Origin of the sequence: Rhizobium sp. LjRoot30 (assembly GCF_964253915.1) — a bacterium.
GTDB lineage: Bacteria > Pseudomonadota > Alphaproteobacteria > Rhizobiales > Rhizobiaceae > Metarhizobium.
Genome location: NZ_CAXUSG020000006.1, coordinates 191,944 through 209,755 on the forward strand (window position 1 = coordinate 191,944; position 17,812 = coordinate 209,755).

15 protein-coding genes are annotated in these 17,812 nt (G+C 63.6%); 3 read left to right on the forward strand and 12 right to left on the reverse strand.

Annotated elements, in window-relative coordinates:
- The first annotated feature begins 3 nt into the window (after positions 1 to 3).
- Positions 4 to 1,029, forward strand: coding sequence for an ABC transporter ATP-binding protein (locus tag ACSQ3I_RS14475; protein WP_435999982.1), 1,026 nt, complete (start codon positions 4 to 6; stop codon positions 1,027 to 1,029).
- Entirely contained in the window at positions 1,026 to 2,015 is a 990-nt protein-coding gene (locus tag ACSQ3I_RS14480) for an ABC transporter ATP-binding protein (protein ID WP_435999984.1), read from the forward strand. Before ACSQ3I_RS14475 ends, ACSQ3I_RS14480 begins: the two co-directional genes overlap by 4 nt.
- A gap of 18 nt (positions 2,016 to 2,033) precedes the next feature.
- On the opposite strand, the gene ACSQ3I_RS14485 is transcribed toward ACSQ3I_RS14480, so the two are convergent.
- The 9 genes from ACSQ3I_RS14485 to ACSQ3I_RS14525 all read right to left on the reverse strand — a co-directional run bounded on the left by ACSQ3I_RS14485 (position 2,034) and on the right by ACSQ3I_RS14525 (position 12,449).
- A complete protein-coding gene (locus tag ACSQ3I_RS14485) occupies positions 2,034 to 2,495 on the reverse strand; it encodes a MarR family winged helix-turn-helix transcriptional regulator (protein WP_435999985.1) in 462 nt (153 codons plus the stop codon).
- 109 nt (positions 2,496 to 2,604) lie between these two features.
- On the reverse strand, positions 2,605 to 3,933 hold the full coding sequence (locus ACSQ3I_RS14490) for a glycerate kinase type-2 family protein (RefSeq protein ID WP_435999987.1): 1,329 nt from the start codon (positions 3,931 to 3,933) through the stop codon (positions 2,605 to 2,607).
- A gap of 53 nt (positions 3,934 to 3,986) precedes the next feature.
- Positions 3,987 to 5,642, reverse strand: coding sequence for a GMC family oxidoreductase (locus ACSQ3I_RS14495; protein ID WP_435999989.1), 1,656 nt, complete (start codon positions 5,640 to 5,642; stop codon positions 3,987 to 3,989).
- Positions 5,643 to 5,825: 183 nt separating this feature from the next.
- A complete protein-coding gene (locus ACSQ3I_RS14500) occupies positions 5,826 to 6,593 on the reverse strand; it encodes a 3-ketoacyl-ACP reductase (RefSeq protein ID WP_435999991.1) in 768 nt (255 codons plus the stop codon).
- Positions 6,590 to 8,098: an FAD-dependent oxidoreductase gene (locus ACSQ3I_RS14505; RefSeq protein WP_435999993.1), complete on the reverse strand. Its 1,509-nt coding sequence runs from the start codon at positions 8,096 to 8,098 to the stop codon at positions 6,590 to 6,592. Before ACSQ3I_RS14505 ends, ACSQ3I_RS14500 begins: the two co-directional genes overlap by 4 nt.
- Before the next feature lie 8 nt (positions 8,099 to 8,106).
- On the reverse strand, positions 8,107 to 9,222 hold the full coding sequence (locus ACSQ3I_RS14510; protein WP_435999995.1) for an ABC transporter ATP-binding protein: 1,116 nt from the start codon (positions 9,220 to 9,222) through the stop codon (positions 8,107 to 8,109).
- A 5-nt stretch (positions 9,223 to 9,227) separates the two neighbouring features.
- On the reverse strand, positions 9,228 to 10,112 hold the full coding sequence (locus ACSQ3I_RS14515; RefSeq protein ID WP_435999997.1) for a carbohydrate ABC transporter permease: 885 nt from the start codon (positions 10,110 to 10,112) through the stop codon (positions 9,228 to 9,230).
- Positions 10,112 to 10,990: a carbohydrate ABC transporter permease gene (locus ACSQ3I_RS14520; RefSeq protein ID WP_435999999.1), complete on the reverse strand. Its 879-nt coding sequence runs from the start codon at positions 10,988 to 10,990 to the stop codon at positions 10,112 to 10,114. The genes ACSQ3I_RS14515 and ACSQ3I_RS14520 overlap by 1 nt, the downstream gene beginning before the upstream one ends.
- A gap of 217 nt (positions 10,991 to 11,207) precedes the next feature.
- On the reverse strand, positions 11,208 to 12,449 hold the full coding sequence (locus ACSQ3I_RS14525; RefSeq protein ID WP_436000001.1) for an ABC transporter substrate-binding protein: 1,242 nt from the start codon (positions 12,447 to 12,449) through the stop codon (positions 11,208 to 11,210).
- A 332-nt stretch (positions 12,450 to 12,781) separates the two neighbouring features.
- On the opposite strand from ACSQ3I_RS14525, the gene ACSQ3I_RS14530 reads away from it, so the two are divergent.
- A complete protein-coding gene (locus ACSQ3I_RS14530) occupies positions 12,782 to 13,837 on the forward strand; it encodes a LacI family transcriptional regulator (protein WP_436000003.1) in 1,056 nt (351 codons plus the stop codon).
- Positions 13,838 to 13,914: 77 nt separating this feature from the next.
- Here the strand turns inward: ACSQ3I_RS14530 and ACSQ3I_RS14535 are convergent, their stop codons facing one another.
- The 3 genes from ACSQ3I_RS14535 to ACSQ3I_RS14545 are packed head-to-tail and all read right to left on the reverse strand — an operon-like array spanning position 13,915 to position 17,808.
- On the reverse strand, positions 13,915 to 15,423 hold the full coding sequence (locus ACSQ3I_RS14535) for an aldehyde dehydrogenase family protein (RefSeq protein ID WP_436000004.1): 1,509 nt from the start codon (positions 15,421 to 15,423) through the stop codon (positions 13,915 to 13,917).
- Positions 15,423 to 16,202, reverse strand: coding sequence for an enoyl-CoA hydratase/isomerase family protein (locus ACSQ3I_RS14540; RefSeq protein ID WP_436000006.1), 780 nt, complete (start codon positions 16,200 to 16,202; stop codon positions 15,423 to 15,425). Before ACSQ3I_RS14540 ends, ACSQ3I_RS14535 begins: the two co-directional genes overlap by 1 nt.
- Positions 16,195 to 17,808, reverse strand: coding sequence for an acyl CoA:acetate/3-ketoacid CoA transferase (locus ACSQ3I_RS14545; protein WP_436000008.1), 1,614 nt, complete (start codon positions 17,806 to 17,808; stop codon positions 16,195 to 16,197). The genes ACSQ3I_RS14540 and ACSQ3I_RS14545 overlap by 8 nt, the downstream gene beginning before the upstream one ends.
- Positions 17,809 to 17,812: the final 4 nt, after the last annotated feature.

Here is a 17,812-nt window from a genome sequence, read left to right on the forward strand (position 1 = left end):
ACGATGCAACAGAAAGACAAACCCATCCTTCTCGACGTCGATGGCCTGTCGGTGTCCTTTGCCACTGACCGCGGCATGGTCCGCGCCGTCAACGACGTCTCCTTCCGGGTACACGAAGGCGAAATCCTGTCGATCGTCGGCGAAAGCGGCTCCGGCAAGTCGGTGACGCTGTTGTCACTGCTCGGCCTGCACGACCGCAAGACGACGCAGGTGCAGGGCGCCGTGTCCTTCCGCGGGCAACATCTGCTCGACCTGCCGGCCAGCAAGATGCGGGCGATCCGGGGCAAGGAGATCGGCCTCATCTCGCAGGACCCGATGACGGCGCTGACGCCGGTCTATACGATCGGCTGGCAGATCGCCGAACAGATCCGCGCGCACGAGGCGATTTCCGCCCGCGCCGCCCGCAAGCGTGCCATCGAACTGCTCGGCGAAGTCGGCCTTTCCAATCCCGGCGAGGCCGTCGACCGCTATCCGCACCAGCTGTCCGGCGGCATGCGCCAGCGCGCCGTCATCGCCATGGCGCTGTCGTGCAACCCGGTGCTGCTGGTCGCCGACGAACCGACCACGGCGCTCGACGTCACGGTACAGGCGCAGGTGCTGGACCTGATCCTGCGGCTGCGCAAGGATTTCGGCTCCGCCATCATCCTGATCACCCACGACATGGGCGTCGTCGCCGAAGTGGCCGATGAGGTGGCGGTGATGTATGCCGGCCGCATCGTCGAGCGCGGCCAGACGGAGCAGCTGTTCTCGGCGCCGATGCACCCCTATACCTGGGGGCTGATGGCCTCGATCCCGCCGCTCTCGGGCGCCCGCCTGCCGCGGCTGCGCTCGATACCCGGCATGCCGCCGACCCCGGAGACCATCCCGCCGGGCTGCGGTTTCGCCCCGCGATGCGCCTTCGTGCAAGAGGCCTGCGCCGAACGGCCGCCGCTGCGCCGCTCGGGCGACCAGGCAGCACTTTGCATCATCGACGACACCGAACGCCCGGCCCTCAGGCAGGCAGCCCTTCCCCTGGAGGAAACCCTATGAGCGCGGAAACTTCCGCTCCGGCGCCGCTGCTTTCGGCACGCACGCTGACGAAAAACTTCATCGTCGGCAAGACGCTCAAGCCGGGTTCCGGCCGCACCCTGCATGCCGTCGATGCCATCAGCCTCGACGTCTATCCGGCTGAAACGCTTGGCCTTGTCGGCGAATCCGGTTCCGGCAAATCGACGCTCGGGCGCTGTCTCACCCGGCTCTACGATATCACCGCCGGGCAGCTGACCTTCGACGGCGCCGACATCACCAAGGCCGGCACCGCCGCGCTGAAACCGGTGCGGCGCAATATGCAGATGATCTTCCAGGATCCGTCCGCCTCGCTCAATCCGCGCCGCCGCATCCGCGACATGCTGGGCGAGGTATTGCGCGTCCACAACATCCGCGAAGGCGCCGCCGTCAACGCGCGCCTGGAAGAGCTGATGGAGCTTGTCGGCCTGCGCCGGGAATATCTCGACCGCTATCCGCACGAATTTTCCGGCGGCCAGCGGCAGCGCATCGGCATCGCCCGGGCGCTGGCCGTCGAGCCGAAGCTGATCGTTGCCGACGAACCGGTTTCGGCGCTCGATGTTTCCGTGCAGGCACAGGTCGTCAACCTGTTCGGCGAATTGCGGGAAAAGCTGAACCTCACCTATGTGTTCATCGCCCACGATCTGGCTGTGGTGCGCCATGTCTCGACGCGGGTGGCGGTGATGTATCTCGGTTCCATCGTCGAGACCGGCGAGACGGAGGCGCTGTATTCCCGGCCGCACCACCCCTATACGGAAGCCCTGCTTTCGGCCATTCCGCAGCCGCACAATCGCGGCAAGCGCCAGCGTATCCTGCTGCAGGGGGAAATTCCGAGCCCGCTGTCGCCGCCCGCTGGCTGCAAGTTCTCCAGCCGCTGTCCTTATGCCCGCGATATCTGCCGCGAGGTGCGGCCGCCACTGACGACCATAACGAGCGGCCGAGAAGTCGCCTGTCATTTTCCGCTGGAGTGACAATGTGTTCGCGGCGGCTCAGGTGTCCCCGGACATCCCGTCGACCGGCATGCGGCATGCTTCCAGAAGATTGACCTTCATTGTTGCCAGCATGCCGAACAGTTTTTCGCGGTCGTCCGTGGAGATGCCTTCGAGCGCTTCTCCACGGGTGACATCGCCGATATCGCGCATGACGTCGAGCAGCGGCCGAGCCTCCTCGCGCAGGTAAAGCAGCCAGATCCGCCGGTCGGTCGGATGCTGGCGCCGCTCGATCAGCCCGCGCCCGGAAAGCTTGTCGAGGATGCGCACCAGCGTGATCGGCTCCACCTCGAGGATATCGGCAAGTCCGCCCTGGTGGATGCCCTCGTTGTTGGCGAGATAGGCGAGCGTCTGCCACTGCGAGCGTGTCAGGCCAAGCTCACGGGCCCGCTGCTCGAAACGCTTGCGCAACAACCTCGCGACATCGTGCAGCAGAAAACCGAGGGTGGGGGTAACGCTCATGAGAAAGAAAGCCTGCTTTTCATAAGCTTCCTTATCATATTGGCCCGGACGATGACACGGCCAAACGAATCCCCCGCCGCTTTCCGGCAGGGGACAGAGTTGCCCGCCCTCAGACCACCAATATCGCCCTGAAATCGTTGACGTTCGTGCCGGTCGGGCCGGGAACGAACAGATCGCCGGACAGCTGGAAAGCCGACCAGGCATCGTGACTGGAAAGGAAGGCGCGGGGATCGCCGCCGGCTGCCCGGATGCGCGACACGGTGGCGGCATCCGCAAAGGCGCCGGCATTGTCTTCCGAACCGTCGATGCCATCGGTATCGGCGGCGAGCGCAAAAATGCCTTCGGTGCCTTCGATATCCACGGCAAAGGAGAGCAGGAATTCACTGTTGCGGCCGCCCTTGCCGTAACGATCGGTGATCGTCACCGTCGTTTCGCCGCCGGACAGGATGACGACCGGCTTGGGGAACGGCCGGTTGCGGCCGGCAACTTCGCGGGCCAGTGCCGCATGCATGCGGCCGATGTCGCGGGCCTCGCCTTCGATGGCGTCGGAGAGGATCACCGCCTCGACGCCGGCTTCGCGGGCGCGCTCGGCGGCGGCTTCGAGCGAGACGCGCGCAGAAGCGATGACATGGCATTCGTGGTTTGCAAAGGCGGCGTCATCGGGGCCGGGGGCGGCGGCTGCCGGCGAGCGCAGATGGTCCATCACCGCCTGCGGCAACGCCATCCGGTATTCGGCGATGATGGCGAGCGCATCTTCCGCCGTCGATCCGTCGGGAATGGTCGGGCCGGAGGCGACGAAAGCCGGGTTGTCGCCGGGCACGTCGGAAACGATGAGGCTGACCACCCTTGCCGGTGCAGCGGCATAAGCCAGCCGGCCACCCTTGATGCGCGAGACATGCTTGCGCACGACGTTCATGGCCGAAATCGGCGCGCCGGAGGCCAGCAGCGCCTTGTTGACCGCAATTTCGTCCGCCAGCGTCAGTCCCTCGGGCGGCGCCGGCAGCAGCGACGATCCGCCGCCGGAGATCAGGGCGATGACGAGATCGTCTTCCGTCAGCCCCTCGACCAGCTTCAGCAAGGCCGCCGAACCGGCAAGCCCAGCCTCGTCGGGCACGGGATGGGCGGATTGCAGCACCTTGATCCGCTGGCACGCCTCGATAGGTCCATGCCGGGCGACGACGACACCTTCGATCGGTCCGTCCCAGCAGGCTTCGAAGGCCGCTGCCATCTGGCTCGCGGCCTTGCCGGCGCCGATGACGATCGTCCGGCCTTTCGGTTTCGCCGGCAGATGGGCGCGGATCGCCGCCAGCGGATCGGCGGCGATGACGGCGGTTTCGAACAACGATGTCAGGAAGGAGCGGGGGTCGATGGACGTCACGGAATCACCTGTCTGAGCACGATCCCGAAAAGCGGCAGGCTTTAGGGAAAGATCATGCATGAAAACAAAAGGTTAGAGCGAGAGATACCTCATCCCGCTCCAGGATTTCGGCGTCACCTTATATCGGCGCGGGCGCGGGGGCGAGCATCGTTGCGCTCATGGCTGAAAATCATCGGCGGCAGCGGATCGCGGTTGCGGATGATGTCGGCTCCCTTCTCACCGACCATGATCGTCGGCGCATTGGTGTTGCAGGAGGGAACGCGCGGCATGACGGAGGAATCGCAGACACGAAGGCCGTCCAGCCCGTGCACCTTCAGGTCAAGGCCGACCACGGCCATCGGATCGGTGCCCATCTTGCAGGTGCCGACGGGATGGTGGTCGGTCTTGGCATTGGCGCAGCCATACTCGAACAGCTCTTCCTCCGTATTGACCTTCGGTCCCGGCAAGCGTTCGGCGAGGATGTATGGCTTCAAGGCCGCCTGCTGGAAGATTTCGCGGGCGATGCGCAGGCCTTCCAGCGACATTTTCCGGTCGTGCGGATCGGACCAATAGTTCGGGTCGATCAACGGCGCGGCCGATGGATCGGAGGAGGAGAGGCGCACGGTGCCGCGTGAGCGCGGATGCAGGTAGGCGGAATTCAGCGTCACGCCGGCATTCTTCAGCTTTTCGACACCGGCCTCGATGCCCGAGCCGAGGCCGAGGTGGAACTGGATGTCGGGCGAGCGCGCCTCCGGATCGGCGTACCAGAAGCCGCCGGTCTCGAACAATGACGAGGCGACGGGGCCGGAGCGGAACAGCACATATTGCAGCCCTGCCCACAAAGTCCGATGCAGCTTGGCGACGCCGTCATAGGTATGGTCGCCGGTGCATTCGGAGATGACGAACAGATCGAGGTGATCCTGCAGGTTGGAGCCGACGCCGGGCAGGTCGTGGTTCACCTTGACGCCGACGGAGGTCAGGTGGTCAGCGGGGCCGATGCCGGATTGCTGCAGCAGTTTCGGCGAACCGATGGCGCCTGACGTAACCAGCACCTCGCGCTCGGCGCGGATGACTTCCGAACCGCCCGAGGTCACCACCTCGACGCCGACCGCCCGCCGGCCTTCGAGCACGATGCGGGCAACACGGGCGCCGAGCTTGACGGTCAGGTTCTTGCGGTGGCGGATCGGCGACAGGTAACCGAGCGAGGCGGAGGAGCGGCGGCGATTGCGCTGCGTCAGCTGGTAGAAACCGACACCGGCCTGCTGGCGGCCGTTGAAATCGTGGTTGTAAGGGATGCCGAGCTCCTGGCCGGCGCGGATATAGGCATCGCAGATCGGCAGGGCCGACACCGGCATCGAAACGCCGAGCGGGCCGCCATAGGCGTGGTAATCGTCGGCAAAACGCTGATTGTCCTCGGCGCGCTTGAAATAGGGCAGGATCGAGCGGTAATCCCAACCCTCGCAGCCATCCTCGCTGGCCCAGAGGTCGTAGTCGGCGGCGTTGCCGCGGGTATAGAGCTGGGCGTTGATCGACGAGCCGCCGCCGATGACCTTGGCCTGGGTGTAGCGCAGGACCCGGCCCTTCATGTGTTTCTGCGGCACGGTTTCCCAGCCCCAGCTGGCGACACCCTTGGTCATCTTGGCGAAACCGGCCGGCATGTGGAACAGCGGGTTCCAGTCGCTGCCGCCAGCCTCGATCAGCAGCACCTTGATGGCGGGATCTTCGGTCAGCCGGTTGGCGAGCACGCAACCGGCCGGGCCGGCTCCAGTGATGATGTAATCATAGGTCATGTCGTCGTTCCTCAAATTGTCCTGGCGGAGAAAGCCCCTCATCCGCCTGCCGGCCCCTTCTCCCCGCAAGCGGGGCGAAGGGGGTATGCCGCACTGTCTTCCCCGATCTCGACGTTGGGTTTGGCAAGTCCCCTCTCCCCGCTTGCGGGGAGAGGGTTAGGGTGAGGGGCAGATCCGCAACGCCTAAAGCCGCCCGATCGCCAAGCCACCATCCGCCTGGATCACCGACCCCGTCGCGAAGGCGAACTGGCCGGAAGCCAAGGCAGCGCAGATCGAACCGATATCGCCGGCCTCGCCCCAACGCTTCATCGGCACCAGCCCGCCTTCGATCAGCCTGTCGTATTTGCCGGCAACGCCTGATGTCATGTCGGTGCGGATGATGCCCGGCCTGACCTCGAAGACGCCGATGCCATCCTCCGCCAGCCGGAGCGCCAGTCCCTGGCTGAAGGTAGCCAGTCCGGACTTGCTGATGCAATAATCCAGCCGCTCCGGCGAACTGAGTGTGGCAGAGACGGAGGTGATATTGATGATCGAGCGGGCGCCATCCAAGTTGGCGGCTCCCAACATCCGCTTGACAACGGCCTGGGTGAAAAACACCGTGCCGCGCAGATTCGTCGCTAGGATCGTGTCGAAATTTTCCGGCGTCAGATCGAGGAAATCGCCGCGGACGACCGACGCCATGCCGGCGTTGTTGACGAGGCAATCGATCCGACCGAAGCGGCCGATGACGGTATCGACCGCGGCCTCATGTGTGGCGAGGTCGGAGAGATCCGATTGGACGTAGATGGCTTGGGCGCCGAGATCCCGCAATTCCCGAACGGCCGGGTCCGCCGGATCTTCCGGGCCGACGCCGGTGAGCGCGATGTCGAAACCGGTGCTGGCCAGTGCCCTGGCAATGCCAAGGCCGATGCCGCGCCGGCCGCCGGTGACGATGGCGACGGGACGGGTCATGCGCGAAACTCCGTCCTGGTGATGTGATCGGCGACCCGCAGGGCCTGTGCCGCAACCGTCAGCGCCGGATTAACGGCGGCCGAGGTCGGCAGGAAGCTGGCATCGACGACGAACAGGTTTTGGTGCTGGAAGGCGCGGCAATAGACATCGAGCGGCGCCTGCGCAGGGTCGGTCCCGATCACCACCGTGCCGCATTGATGCGACGGCGTGCGTTTGTCGAAGGCGCGCGACAGCACGATGGGGAAGCCGGCAGCGCGCAAAACGCCCTTCAGCTTCGAGACGAGATCGAGATGCGCCTGCCAGTTGGTGCGGTGCCATTTCAGCACGATACGGTCGCCATCGACCATGATGCGGCTTTCCGGATGCGGGATGTCCTCGCTCATGGCGTAGAAATCGATCGCATGCGATGCGACGCGATCCAGCAGCCATTCCGGGATAGCAGGCATGTTGGCCTTGAGGATTTTTCCCGAAACCTTGCCGAGCAGCTGGACATTGCCGAGCGGCGGACCGCCTTCGCCGTCAGAAAGATAAAAGTCATTGAAACCAAACGTCTTTTGATAGACGGAATCGTTCTTGTAAAAAGGCGAAAGCGCGATGACGGCGCTCGAATTGTGGTTCATGAAATTGCGGCCGACCTGATCCGAGGCGTTGGCAAGGCCAGTCGGATGTTTGTCGTTGGCCGAGCGCTGCAGCAGCACGGAACTCTGGACGGCACCGGCCGACAGGATCACCAGTTTCGGCGAAATGCTGTGCCGCTCGCCGGCCTTTTCATATTCGACCGTTTCGATGGCGCCGCCATCGGCAGCGGTGACAAGCCGCGTGACCCGCGAACCGGTCTGCAGTCGGACGTTCGGATGTTGCAGGGCGAGCGCCAGCGCCGTGGTTTCCGCATCCATCTTGCCATCGGCGCTGTTGGGATGTGCGTCCCAGGGCGTTTTCGCCTTGGATAGCCAGCGATCGATATCGACACCGAGCGGCAGCGAGTAAGGATGGATGCCGTTCGCCTTCAACCGGGCGCGCACCTTGGCGATGGCCGGCTCCTCGGGAACAGGCGGGAAGGCGTAAGGGAGGGAGTGGGCGGGTTCTGTCGGATCTTCTCCGAGTGCGCCGCGCACCTGGTACATCTGCTCGGCCTGCGAATACCAGGGCTCCAGCTCTTCATAAGGAAACGGCCAGGCGGGCGAGACGCCTTCCAGATGCGCCATCTCCTCGAAATCTTCCTTGCGATAGCGCACCAGCACCGCGCCGTAAAATTTCGAGTTGCCGCCGACATTGTAATAGTTGCCGGGGTTGAAGGCGGTGCCATCCGCCTCGTACCAGAATTCCTTGGGGCGGAAGTGGCCGCGCTGGAAAATGGCGCGCTGGTCGCGGTTTTCCGGCCGATCCTCGATGTGGTTTCCCGCTTCGAGGATCAGGATATCGGCGCCGGTCGCCGCAAGCCCTGCGGCGACGGTCGAGCCGCCGATGCCCGAGCCGATGATGACGATATCCGGTTGTTTGCTCATGGTTCGTCTCAGGCGATGCGCAGCTGGCTCTGCGGGTCGAAGAACACCGCCTTGTCGAGATTGAAGGCGAGGCGTGCGGTCTGGCCTGCGGCGATGCGCACGTCGGCGCGCAGACGAGCGACGACTTCCTTCATGCCGAGCTTGGTGACGGCAAAGGTATCTGAACCGGCGGGCTCGACGACCTCGATGGCGCAGTCGCCTTCGGCAATCGTCTGGGCGTTGCGGTCGGCGCCGTCAGGGTCGGTCAGGGCTTCCGGGCGGATGCCGAAGATCACCTGCTTGCCGGCATAACCGGCGAGCGCCTCGCGGCCGGGGGCGACGGGCAGTTTCAGCGGCGTCGCATTCGGCCGGTCCAGCGACACCTGCAGGGCATCGCCGTTTTTCTCGATGGTGGCGGAGAGCAGGTTCATCGCCGGCGAACCCATGAAGTCGGCAACGAACATGTTGGCCGGGTTGTTGTAGATCTCGGCCGGCGAGCCGAACTGCTGCAGGATGCCGTCGCGCAGCACGGCGATCTTGGTCGCCAGCGTCATCGCTTCGATCTGGTCGTGGGTGACGTAGACGATGGTGGTCTTCATGCGCTGGTGCAGGCGCTTGATTTCCGTGCGCATGTCGACGCGCAGCTTGGCATCGAGGTTGGACAGCGGCTCATCGAACAGGAAGACCTGCGGATTGCGCACCAGCGCCCGGCCCATGGCGACGCGCTGGCGCTGGCCGCCGGAGAGCTGGCCGGGCTTGCGGTCGAGCAGGTGGCCGATCTGCAGCATCTCGGCGACTTCCTTGATCGCCTTTTCCCGCTCTTCCTTCGGCACGCCGCGGATTTCCATGCCGAAGGCGATGTTTCCCGCCACGGTCATGTTCGGATAGAGCGCGTAGGACTGGAACACCATGGCGATGTCGCGCTTCGACGGCGGCAGGTCGGCGACGTTGCGGCCGTTGATGGCGATCTCGCCCGATGAAATCGGCTCCAGGCCGGCAATGGTGTTGAGCAGGGTCGACTTGCCGCAGCCGGAGGGGCCGACCAGCACCAGGAAGCCGCCTTCCTCGATCTCCAGGTTGATGTTCTTGAGGATTTCGAGCGCGCCGTAGGACTTGCGCAGATTGGTGATTTTCAGGAACGACATGGTTCTTATCCCTTGACGGCGCCGGACATCAGGCCGCGGACGAAGTAGCGGCCGGAAACGATGTAGACGATCAGCGTTGGCAGGGCGGCGAGGATCGCGCCTGCGAAGTGGACATTGTATTCCTTCACCCCGGTGGAGGAGGAGACGAGGTTGTTGAGCGCGACGGTCATCGGCGTCGAGGTGGCACCGGAGAAGGAGGCGCCGAACAGGAAGTCGTTCCAGATATTGGTGAACTGCCAGATGACCGAAACGACGATGATCGGACCGGAGGACGGCAAGAGGATGCGGTAGAAGATCTGGAAGAAGCTCGCCCCGTCGATCTGCGCCGCCCGCACCAGCTCGGTCGGGAAGTTTTCGTAATAGTTGCGGAAATAGAGCGTCGTGAAGCCGAGGCCGTAGATCACGTGCACCATGATCAGCCCCCAGATGGAGCCGGCAAGGCCAAGCATGCCGAGGATGCGCGCCATCGGGATCAGCACGATCTGGAACGGGATGAAGCAGGAGAGCAGCAGCAGGCCGAAGAAGATGTTCGATCCCCTGAACTGCCATTTGGTCAGAACGTAGCCGTTCAGCGCGCCGATGATCGTCGAGATGGCGACGGCCGGCACGACCATCAGGATGGAGTTCAGGAAGAACGGTTTCAGGCCGGTCGGCTGTACGCCGATCTGCGCCGTCGACCAGGCGGAAATCCACGGCTCGATGGTCCAGACCTGCGGCAGGTTCAGCATGCCGCCCTGGCGGATTTCGTCGAGCGGCTTGAAGGAATTCACCACCATGACGTAGAGCGGCAGCATGTAATAGACGGCGAAGAGGATCAGCGCCGCATAGATCAGCGTGCGGGTCAGGTGGCCGTGGGAAATGGCATTCTGGGGATTGGCGGCTCCGCTCATCAGCGTTTCCCTCCACGGATTTCGGAATAGAGATAGGGGATGATGATCGAGAAGATCATCGCCAGCATGATGATCGCCGAAGAGGCGCCGATACCCATCGAGTTGCGGGTAAAGGTGTAGGAATACATGAAGGTCGCCGGCAGTTCGGTCGCCTGTCCGGGTCCGCCGCCGGTCAATGCCACGACCAAGTCATAGGCCTTGATGGCGAGGTGGGCGAGCACGACGAAGGCGGAGAGGAAGACCGGGCGCATCAGCGGGATGATGATGCGGCGATAGACGGTGAGCGTCGAGGCGCCGTCGATCTGGGCGGCCTTGATGATCTCGTTGTCGACGCCGCGCAGGCCGGCGAGGAACATCGCCATGACGAAGCCGGAGGACTGCCAGACGGCAGCGATGACGACGCAGTAGATGGCGTAGTTGCGGTCCTTGATCCAGTTGAACGAAAAACTTTCCCAGCCCCAGATGTGCATGGTGTTCTCAAGGCCGATGCCGGGATCGAGGAACCACTTCCATGCGGTGCCCGTCACGATGAAGGAGAGCGCCATCGGGTAGAGATAGATCGGCCGCAAAAAACCTTCGCCGCGGATCTTCTGGTCGAGCAGGATGGCGAGAAACAGGCCGAGCACCGAGCAGATGATGATGTAGAGCGAGGCGAAGATCGCCAGGTTGCTGATCGCCCGCCACCAGTGCGGCAAGGCCCAGAGCTTCGAATAGTTGGTGAAGCCGATCAGGTTGTAGGAAGGCAGCATCTTGCTGTCTGTCAGCGACAGATAGCCGGTATAGGCGATGAAGCCGTAGACGAAAATCAGAATGACAACGAAGCTCGGCGCCAAGACCAGCTTGGGCAAGAACTCCTGCAATCGGCTGCGACTGTCCATGTCGATCACCACCTGGATGCGCCTCTGCGGGCGCTTTTATTGAAAGAAAGTGGAGAGTAAGCCCCCTCATCCGGCTGCCGCCACCTTCTCCCCGCTGGGGAGAAGGCCTTTGCGGCTCGCTCGACATCCCCTCTCCCCTCGGGGAGAGGGCAGGGTGAGGGGGAAGTTCTCCAGCGTCTGCCAGGTGAAGCCTGTTCACCCGGCAGGGTGTTGATGCTTACTTCGCAGCCTCGACGGCAGCAGCCAGTTCCTTCACGGCGTCTTCAGCAGACAGTTCGCCGTTGAATTCGCGGGTCACGACGTCGTAGATGGCGTTCTTGACAGCAGCCGGGTTGGCATGGCCGTGGGCCATCGAGCCGAACAGCTTGCCGTTCTTGTCTGCGTCTGCGAGGTCGGCCATGGCCTTCTTGCCGCAAGCGTCGAAGGCTTCGTTGGAAACGTCCGTGCGTGCCGGAGCCGAACCCTTGACGACGTTGAAAGCGGACTGGAAGACCGGGCTTTCGATGGCCGAAGCCATCGCCATCTGCGCCGGGATCTTGTCGTCGGCAACCTTGAACATCGCGAACTGGTCGGAGTTGAAGGTTACAGACCCTTGAGTTTCCGGATAACGGATGCAGACGAAGTCGGTGCCGGGCACCTGCTTGGCCTTCACAAACTCGCCCTTCGCCCAGTCGCCCATGAACTGCACGCCGGCCTTGCCTTCGATGACCATGGCGGATGCCAGGTTCCAGTCGCGGCCGGAGAAATTGTCGTCAACGTAGGAGCGCAGCTTGGTCATGCGCTCGAAAGCGGTCTTCATCTTGTCGCCGCCCAGAGCAGCCGGGTCGAGATCGATGAAGGCGCTCTTGTAGAAGTCGGTGCCAAGCGAGAGAACGACGGCGTCGAAGATCGTCGCGTCCTGCCACGGCTGGCCGCCATGAGCGATCGGCGTGATGCCCTGGGCCTTGAAGTTGTCGAGCAGGGCGACGAGTTCGTCCCAGTTCTGCGGCTCCTTGCCACCGGCCTTGTCGAGGGCAGCCTTGTTGATCCACATCCAGTTGGTGGAGTGGACGTTGACCGGAGCGGCGATCCAGTGGCCGTCATACTTCGAGAACTGCTGCAGGGCGCCCGGGATGACCTTGTCCCAGCCTTCCTTGGCAGCGACGTCATCGAGATTGCCGAGTGCGCCTTCCTTGGCCCAGTCGAGAATGTCGAAGCCGAGCATCTGCACGGCGGTCGGCGCGTTGCCGGCCGTAACGCGGGCGCGCAGGACGGTCATGGCTTCCGTGCCGCCACCGCCGGCAACAGGCATGTCGGTCCAGGAAATGCCCTTGCCTTCGAGGTCCTTCTTGAGGACGTCGAGAGCGGCAGCTTCACCGCCGGATGTCCACCAGTGCAGAACTTCCACGTTCTCGGCAGCCTGTGCGGCGCCTGCCATCATTGCCAATGCTACTGCCGTCGTCGTCAAAAACTTGCGCATCGTATACCTCCCGTTTGCAAGTTGTGTCGGCGGAAACTCCCTCTCCGCCGCTGTGCTCATCGCGTCCTTCCCGAGGACGAGTGGGCCACGGCCTCCCGGCCGTTGGTGCCATTTAAAACGTTATAAATCCCATCAAGTCAAGGTCCGGCGGGGCTGCCTCCGGAAATTGATTTGACCATCGTTAACTCTTGAATTTCCATCGTTTTTGGTGTCAGCGCCCTATGTGTTACGTACCGCATTGCACAATTTAAATCGTTTGCAGCGCAAGATTGCCTGGGATGCCCGACCGCGTTAAGGTGCCGCCGCAAATGCGAAGAGAGAAGACGAGCCACGTGTCCAGCATACCGAAATTTCCTGCCGGAGAGGGCAAGGGTGGCGCCAGGAAGGGCAAGCCGACGCTTCGCACCATCGCGGAGCTGACCGGCCTTGCCGTTACCACCGTTTCCCGGGCGCTCAGCGATGCGCCGCAGATCTCCGCCGAGACGCGCCGGCGCGTTCACCAGGTGGCCTCCGAGATCGGTTATTCCCCGGATCGCGCCGCCCAGCGCCTGAAGACGGGGCGAACCAATGTCATCGCCGTGCTGCTCGAGCCGCACGAGGAAATCCTCGGATACGGCACCTCGATCATGGCCGGCGTCGCCAAGGCGATGCAGGGCACCGCCTACCACCTGATCGTCATGCCGAACCTGCTGCACACCAGCAACATGGCGGCCGTCAGCTACATCATGCGCAACGGCATGGCCGACGGGCTGATCATCTCGCGCACCGAGCCGCTCGATCCGCGCGTCAAACTGCTGATGGAGAATGACTTTCCTTTCGTCACCCACGGACGGACGGAACTTTCCAGTTCCCATCCCTACGTCGACTACGACAATTTCACCTTCACTTATGAGGCCACCAAGCGGCTGATCGCCAAGGGAAGGCGCAAGCCGGCGCTGATCAGCGGCCCGTCGCAATTCACCTTCGCCAGCCACATCCTGCACGGCTTCATGACCGCCGTGCGCGAGGCCGGTTGCCCCTACGAGATCATTTCCGACATCGACCTCGACCATCCGGCCGGCGTCATCCGCGACCGGATCGCCACACGCTATCGGCAGGGCGATGCGCCGGATGCCTATATGTGCGGCGGCGAAGTCTGTGCGCTGGCGACGATCACTGGTATGAGCGATTGCGGCCTGACGCTCGGCGTCGAATACGACATCGTTGCCAAGCAGACCTCGCAGCTTCTCTCCGCCATCCAGCCGCAGGTCGAAAGCATCTACGAGGACCTGATGGCGACCGGCGAACATATGGGCCGCATCCTGCAGAAACGCATCGCCGGCGAGACGGATATGCGCGAGTTGCAGATGCTGCTCTGTCCCGAAGGGCCGTTTCGCGACGCGACGTGAGGAGGGCGTAAGACGCCCGGCATTTCCTGTCATCTTGTCCCTCCTTTCTCTGAAGAGCCTGTTGCTATTCCTGAAAATTACCGCGGCATCCACCAGCCGGTGCGGCTGCCGATATGCATGTTGAGTGTCTTCGTCTCGGTGTAATCCTCCACCGCATGGCGGCCGAGTTCGCGGCCGAGGCCGGACTGCTTGTAGCCGCCGAAGGGCAGCTCCGAGGCGCCATCCATGAAGGTGTTCATCCAGACCGTGCCGGCGCGCACCTTGCGGCCGATCGTCAGGCAGGTGTCGAAATCGCGGCTCCAGACGCCGGCCGACAGGCCGTAGTCGACCGAATTGGCAATGCGGATCGCCTCTTCCGTCGTTTCGAATGTCAGCACCGAAAGCACCGGCCCGAACACTTCCTCGCGGGCAACGGCCATGTCCGGCTTGACGTCAGAGAGGATGGTCGGCGCCATAAACTGGCCGAGACCAAGATCGAGCGTGCCGCCGCCGAAGGCCATGGTCGCGCCGTTTTGCATCGCGCCCGATACATAGCCGCTGATCTTGTCGAGATGCTGCGGGGTGATGATCGCGCCGACCTGGGTCGACGGGTCGAGCGGATCGCCGACCTTGACCTTCTTCGACAGTTCGGCAACGCGGGCGACAACATCGCTGGCGATGCTCTTGTGCAGGATGAGCCGCGAGCCGGCATTGCAGCATTCGCCGGCATTAAAATAGGCACCGAAGACGGCGGCATCGATAAAGGCATCGAGATCGCAATCGGGGAAGACGATCTGCGGGTTCTTGCCGCCGAGTTCCAGCGATACTTTTTTCAGCGTCTGGGCCGCATTGGCCATGGTCAGCCGGCCGACCCCGGTGGAGCCGGTAAAGGAGACCATGTCGATATCGGGATGGCTGGTCAAAGTCGGGCCGACCTCGGCGCCGGTGCCGACGATGATGTTGACGACGCCTTCCGGCACGCCGGCTTCCAGCAGGATTTCACCCAGAACCAGGGTCGAACCCGAGGTCAGTTCCGAAGGCTTGACCACCGTCGTGCAGCCGGCGGCGAGCGCGAAGGGCAGTTTCTGGCCGACGATCAGGAAGGGGAAATTCCACGGCGTGATGATCGAGACGACACCGACCGCCTCGCGCAGCACGACGCCGAGGGTGCCGTCACCCAGCGCGTTGTAGCTCTCGCCGTGCAGGTCGCGGGCAAGGGCTGCCGCATAACGCCAGATATCGACGGAGCCGGCGATTTCGCCGCGCACCTGGGAGATCGGCTTGCCGGCCTCGATGGCATCGAGGAAGGCGAGTTCTTCGGCCCGCTCGGCGATCAGGTCGGCGGCTTTCAACAGGATGCGGGAACGCTCCGAGGCAGTCATGCGCGGCCAGGGGCCGTTGTCGAAGGCTTCGCGGGCGACGGAGATGGCGCGCTCGGCATCCACCTTCGTGGCGGCCTGATAACGGCTGACGGTGACGCCGTGGCTCGGCGCTACGCGCTCGATGGTGCGGCCCTCGGCACCCTTGCCCCAAGTGCCGCCGATGAGCATGGAGAATTCGCGCAGCTTCAGGTCTGCCGTCGGCTTCGGGCGGATTTCGATCGTCATTACCATTCTCCCGTAAAATGTGCGGCGCGCTTTTCCGAAAAGGCCGCGACGCCTTCCTTCAGATCGCCGGTCTTGGCGACGAGGATGGAGCCCAGCGCCTCGACGGCTGCACCATTGTCTTCACCGTTGGCAACGGCGAGCATCAGTTTTGAAATTTCGAGCGCTGCCGGTCCGCGGGTCGCGATGCGGGCAGCGTATTCCTTTGCGGCGGAGACGACGGTGCCGGTCTCGACCACCATGTCCGTCAAGCCATTCTGCAAGGCTTCTGCCGCGGAAAAGATCTCACCGCCCAGCACCATGCGCCGGACGATCTGCGCCCCGAAACGTTTGACCAGCCGTTGCGTGCCCGACCAGCCCGGCACCATGCCGAGCGAGGTTTCCGGCATGCCGATGCGGATCTGGCTTTCGGCGATGCGGATATCGGCGGCACCCGCCAGTTCCAAACCGCCGCCCAGCGCGTGGCCGTTCATGGCGGCGATCAGCGGCATGCGCAACGTCGCCAGCCGGTCGAACACCCGGTGGCCGAAACGCACCCATTGATGGCCGAATTCGTTGGCGCTCATGCCGCCCCAGGCCTTGATGTCGCCGCCGGCGGAAAAACCCTTGCCCTCGCCGGTGAGGATGGCGACGCGGATATCGGCATTGGCCTCCACCGTGTCACAGGCGCTTGCGAGCGCCTTCAGCATGTCGATGTCGAAGGCATTGAGTTTTTCCGGGCGCGACACGGTCATGATCGCGACCGGTCCCTCAACCTCGATGCGGACGCCCTTCTCAGCCATGGGTCGCTCCCGTCAGCGTGCGCGGCGCCTTGATCGGCAGCGTCAGGTGGAGTGGGGCTTCGCTGAACAGCGCTGCATCCATGGTCTTGAGCGTGTCGGAAACGATCAGCGGGAATTCCGCCTGGTCGAGGATATGCGCCTCCAGGTCGACACCGGGCGCGATTTCCGTGAGCACGATGCCCTCAGGCGTCAGCTTCATCACCGCACGTTCGGTGACATAGGTGATGTCCTGCCCCTGCTCGACGGCGCGGCGGCCGGAGAAGGTGACATGTTCGACCTCGTTCACCAGCTTCTTCAGCTTGCCGTCCTTCTCGATCACCAGTTTGCCGGCCTCGATGGCGAGCTTGGCGCCGGCATTAAACATGCCGGAGAAGACGATCTTTTTCGCCCTTGCGGTGATATCGACAAACCCGCCGGCGCCGGCCGTCACATGCGGACGGAAGGAAAGTTTTGAGACGTTGACCGAACCATCGCGGCCGATTTCCAGGAAGGAGAGCAGCGAAGCATCGAAACCCGCACCCTGGAAATAGGTGAACTGGTAGGGCGAGGGCATATAGGCATCGGCATTCGAGGCGCAGCCGAAGGCGAAATCGAGCAGCGGCACGCCACCGACGGCACCCTGTTCGATCACCCAGGTGATCGCGCCGTGCAGGCCTTCTTCGAGCAGGATGCGCGGCACGTTGGCGGAAATGCCGAAGCCGAGATTGACGCAGCTTCCCGCTTCCAGCTCCTGCGCCACGCGGCGGGCGATGACCTTCTGGACGTTGAATTCCGGCACGCGAAAGCTGTCGAGCGGGCGAAAAATTTCGCCCGAGATCGCCGGGTCGTAGAGCGTCTGCGTCGTCTGCTTCTGGTCGGGATCAACGATGACGTAGTCCACCAGCATGCCGGGCACGCGCACATCATGCGGCTTCAGCGAGCCTTCCTTGGTGATGCGCTTGACCTGGGCGATGACGATGCCGCCATTGTTGCGGGCAGCGAGCGCCTGATCGAGGCCGCCGAGATAAGCGCCTTCATGCTCGTAGGTCAGGTTGCCGCGTTCGTCCGCCGTCGTGGCGCGGATGATCGCCACCTGCGGCGCAATAGCCGGGAAATAGAGGTATTCGTCACCGGCGAAGGTGATCTTTTCCACCACCGCCTCGGCCTTCGCCGCCTCGTTCATGGCGCAGCCATGGCGGGAGGGGTCGACGAAGGTATCCAGGCCGATCTTGGTGATGACGCCGGGGCGCTTGGCCGCCGCCTCGCGGTGCATGTCGAACAGCACGCCCGAGGGGATGTTGTAGGCCGGGATCTGGTTGCCCGTGATCATCTGCCAGATGAGCGGCGGCTCGGCGGAGGACGGCCCGGAAGGATAGGAACCGCCGATGATCTTCTTCAGCAGGCCCTTCTTGGCGATGTAATCCACCCCCTTGATGCCGCTCATGTCGCCGGCGGCGATCGGGTGCAGCGTGGTGATATCCTGCGGATGGCCGGTGGCGTCGAAACGCTCGCCGATGGCCTTCAGCATCAGGTCCGGGCAGCCGAGGCCGCTCGACGACGAGACGGAAACGATCGCTCCATCGGGGATCAGGGCTGCGGCTTCAGAGGGGGTGATGTGCTTGTTCATTTCA

Bases quoted from the DNA above. Each gene is read 5' to 3' on its own strand.
- ACSQ3I_RS14475 (WP_435999982.1), top strand. From the start codon at position 4: ATGCAACAGAAAGACAAACCCATCCTTCTCGACGTCGATGGCCTGTCG.
- ACSQ3I_RS14480 (WP_435999984.1), top strand. From the start codon at position 1,026: ATGAGCGCGGAAACTTCCGCTCCGGCGCCGCTGCTTTCGGCACGCACG.
- ACSQ3I_RS14485 (WP_435999985.1), bottom strand. From the start codon at position 2,495: ATGAGCGTTACCCCCACCCTCGGTTTTCTGCTGCACGATGTCGCGAGG.
- ACSQ3I_RS14490 (WP_435999987.1), bottom strand. From the start codon at position 3,933: ATGCATGATCTTTCCCTAAAGCCTGCCGCTTTTCGGGATCGTGCTCAG.
- ACSQ3I_RS14495 (WP_435999989.1), bottom strand. From the start codon at position 5,642: ATGACCTATGATTACATCATCACTGGAGCCGGCCCGGCCGGTTGCGTG.
- ACSQ3I_RS14500 (WP_435999991.1), bottom strand. From the start codon at position 6,593: ATGACCCGTCCCGTCGCCATCGTCACCGGCGGCCGGCGCGGCATCGGC.
- ACSQ3I_RS14505 (WP_435999993.1), bottom strand. From the start codon at position 8,098: ATGAGCAAACAACCGGATATCGTCATCATCGGCTCGGGCATCGGCGGC.
- ACSQ3I_RS14510 (WP_435999995.1), bottom strand. From the start codon at position 9,222: ATGTCGTTCCTGAAAATCACCAATCTGCGCAAGTCCTACGGCGCGCTC.
- ACSQ3I_RS14515 (WP_435999997.1), bottom strand. From the start codon at position 10,112: ATGAGCGGAGCCGCCAATCCCCAGAATGCCATTTCCCACGGCCACCTG.
- ACSQ3I_RS14520 (WP_435999999.1), bottom strand. From the start codon at position 10,990: ATGGACAGTCGCAGCCGATTGCAGGAGTTCTTGCCCAAGCTGGTCTTG.
- ACSQ3I_RS14525 (WP_436000001.1), bottom strand. From the start codon at position 12,449: ATGCGCAAGTTTTTGACGACGACGGCAGTAGCATTGGCAATGATGGCA.
- ACSQ3I_RS14535 (WP_436000004.1), bottom strand. From the start codon at position 15,423: ATGACGATCGAAATCCGCCCGAAGCCGACGGCAGACCTGAAGCTGCGC.
- ACSQ3I_RS14540 (WP_436000006.1), bottom strand. From the start codon at position 16,202: ATGGCTGAGAAGGGCGTCCGCATCGAGGTTGAGGGACCGGTCGCGATC.
- ACSQ3I_RS14545 (WP_436000008.1), bottom strand. From the start codon at position 17,808: ATGAACAAGCACATCACCCCCTCTGAAGCCGCAGCCCTGATCCCCGAT.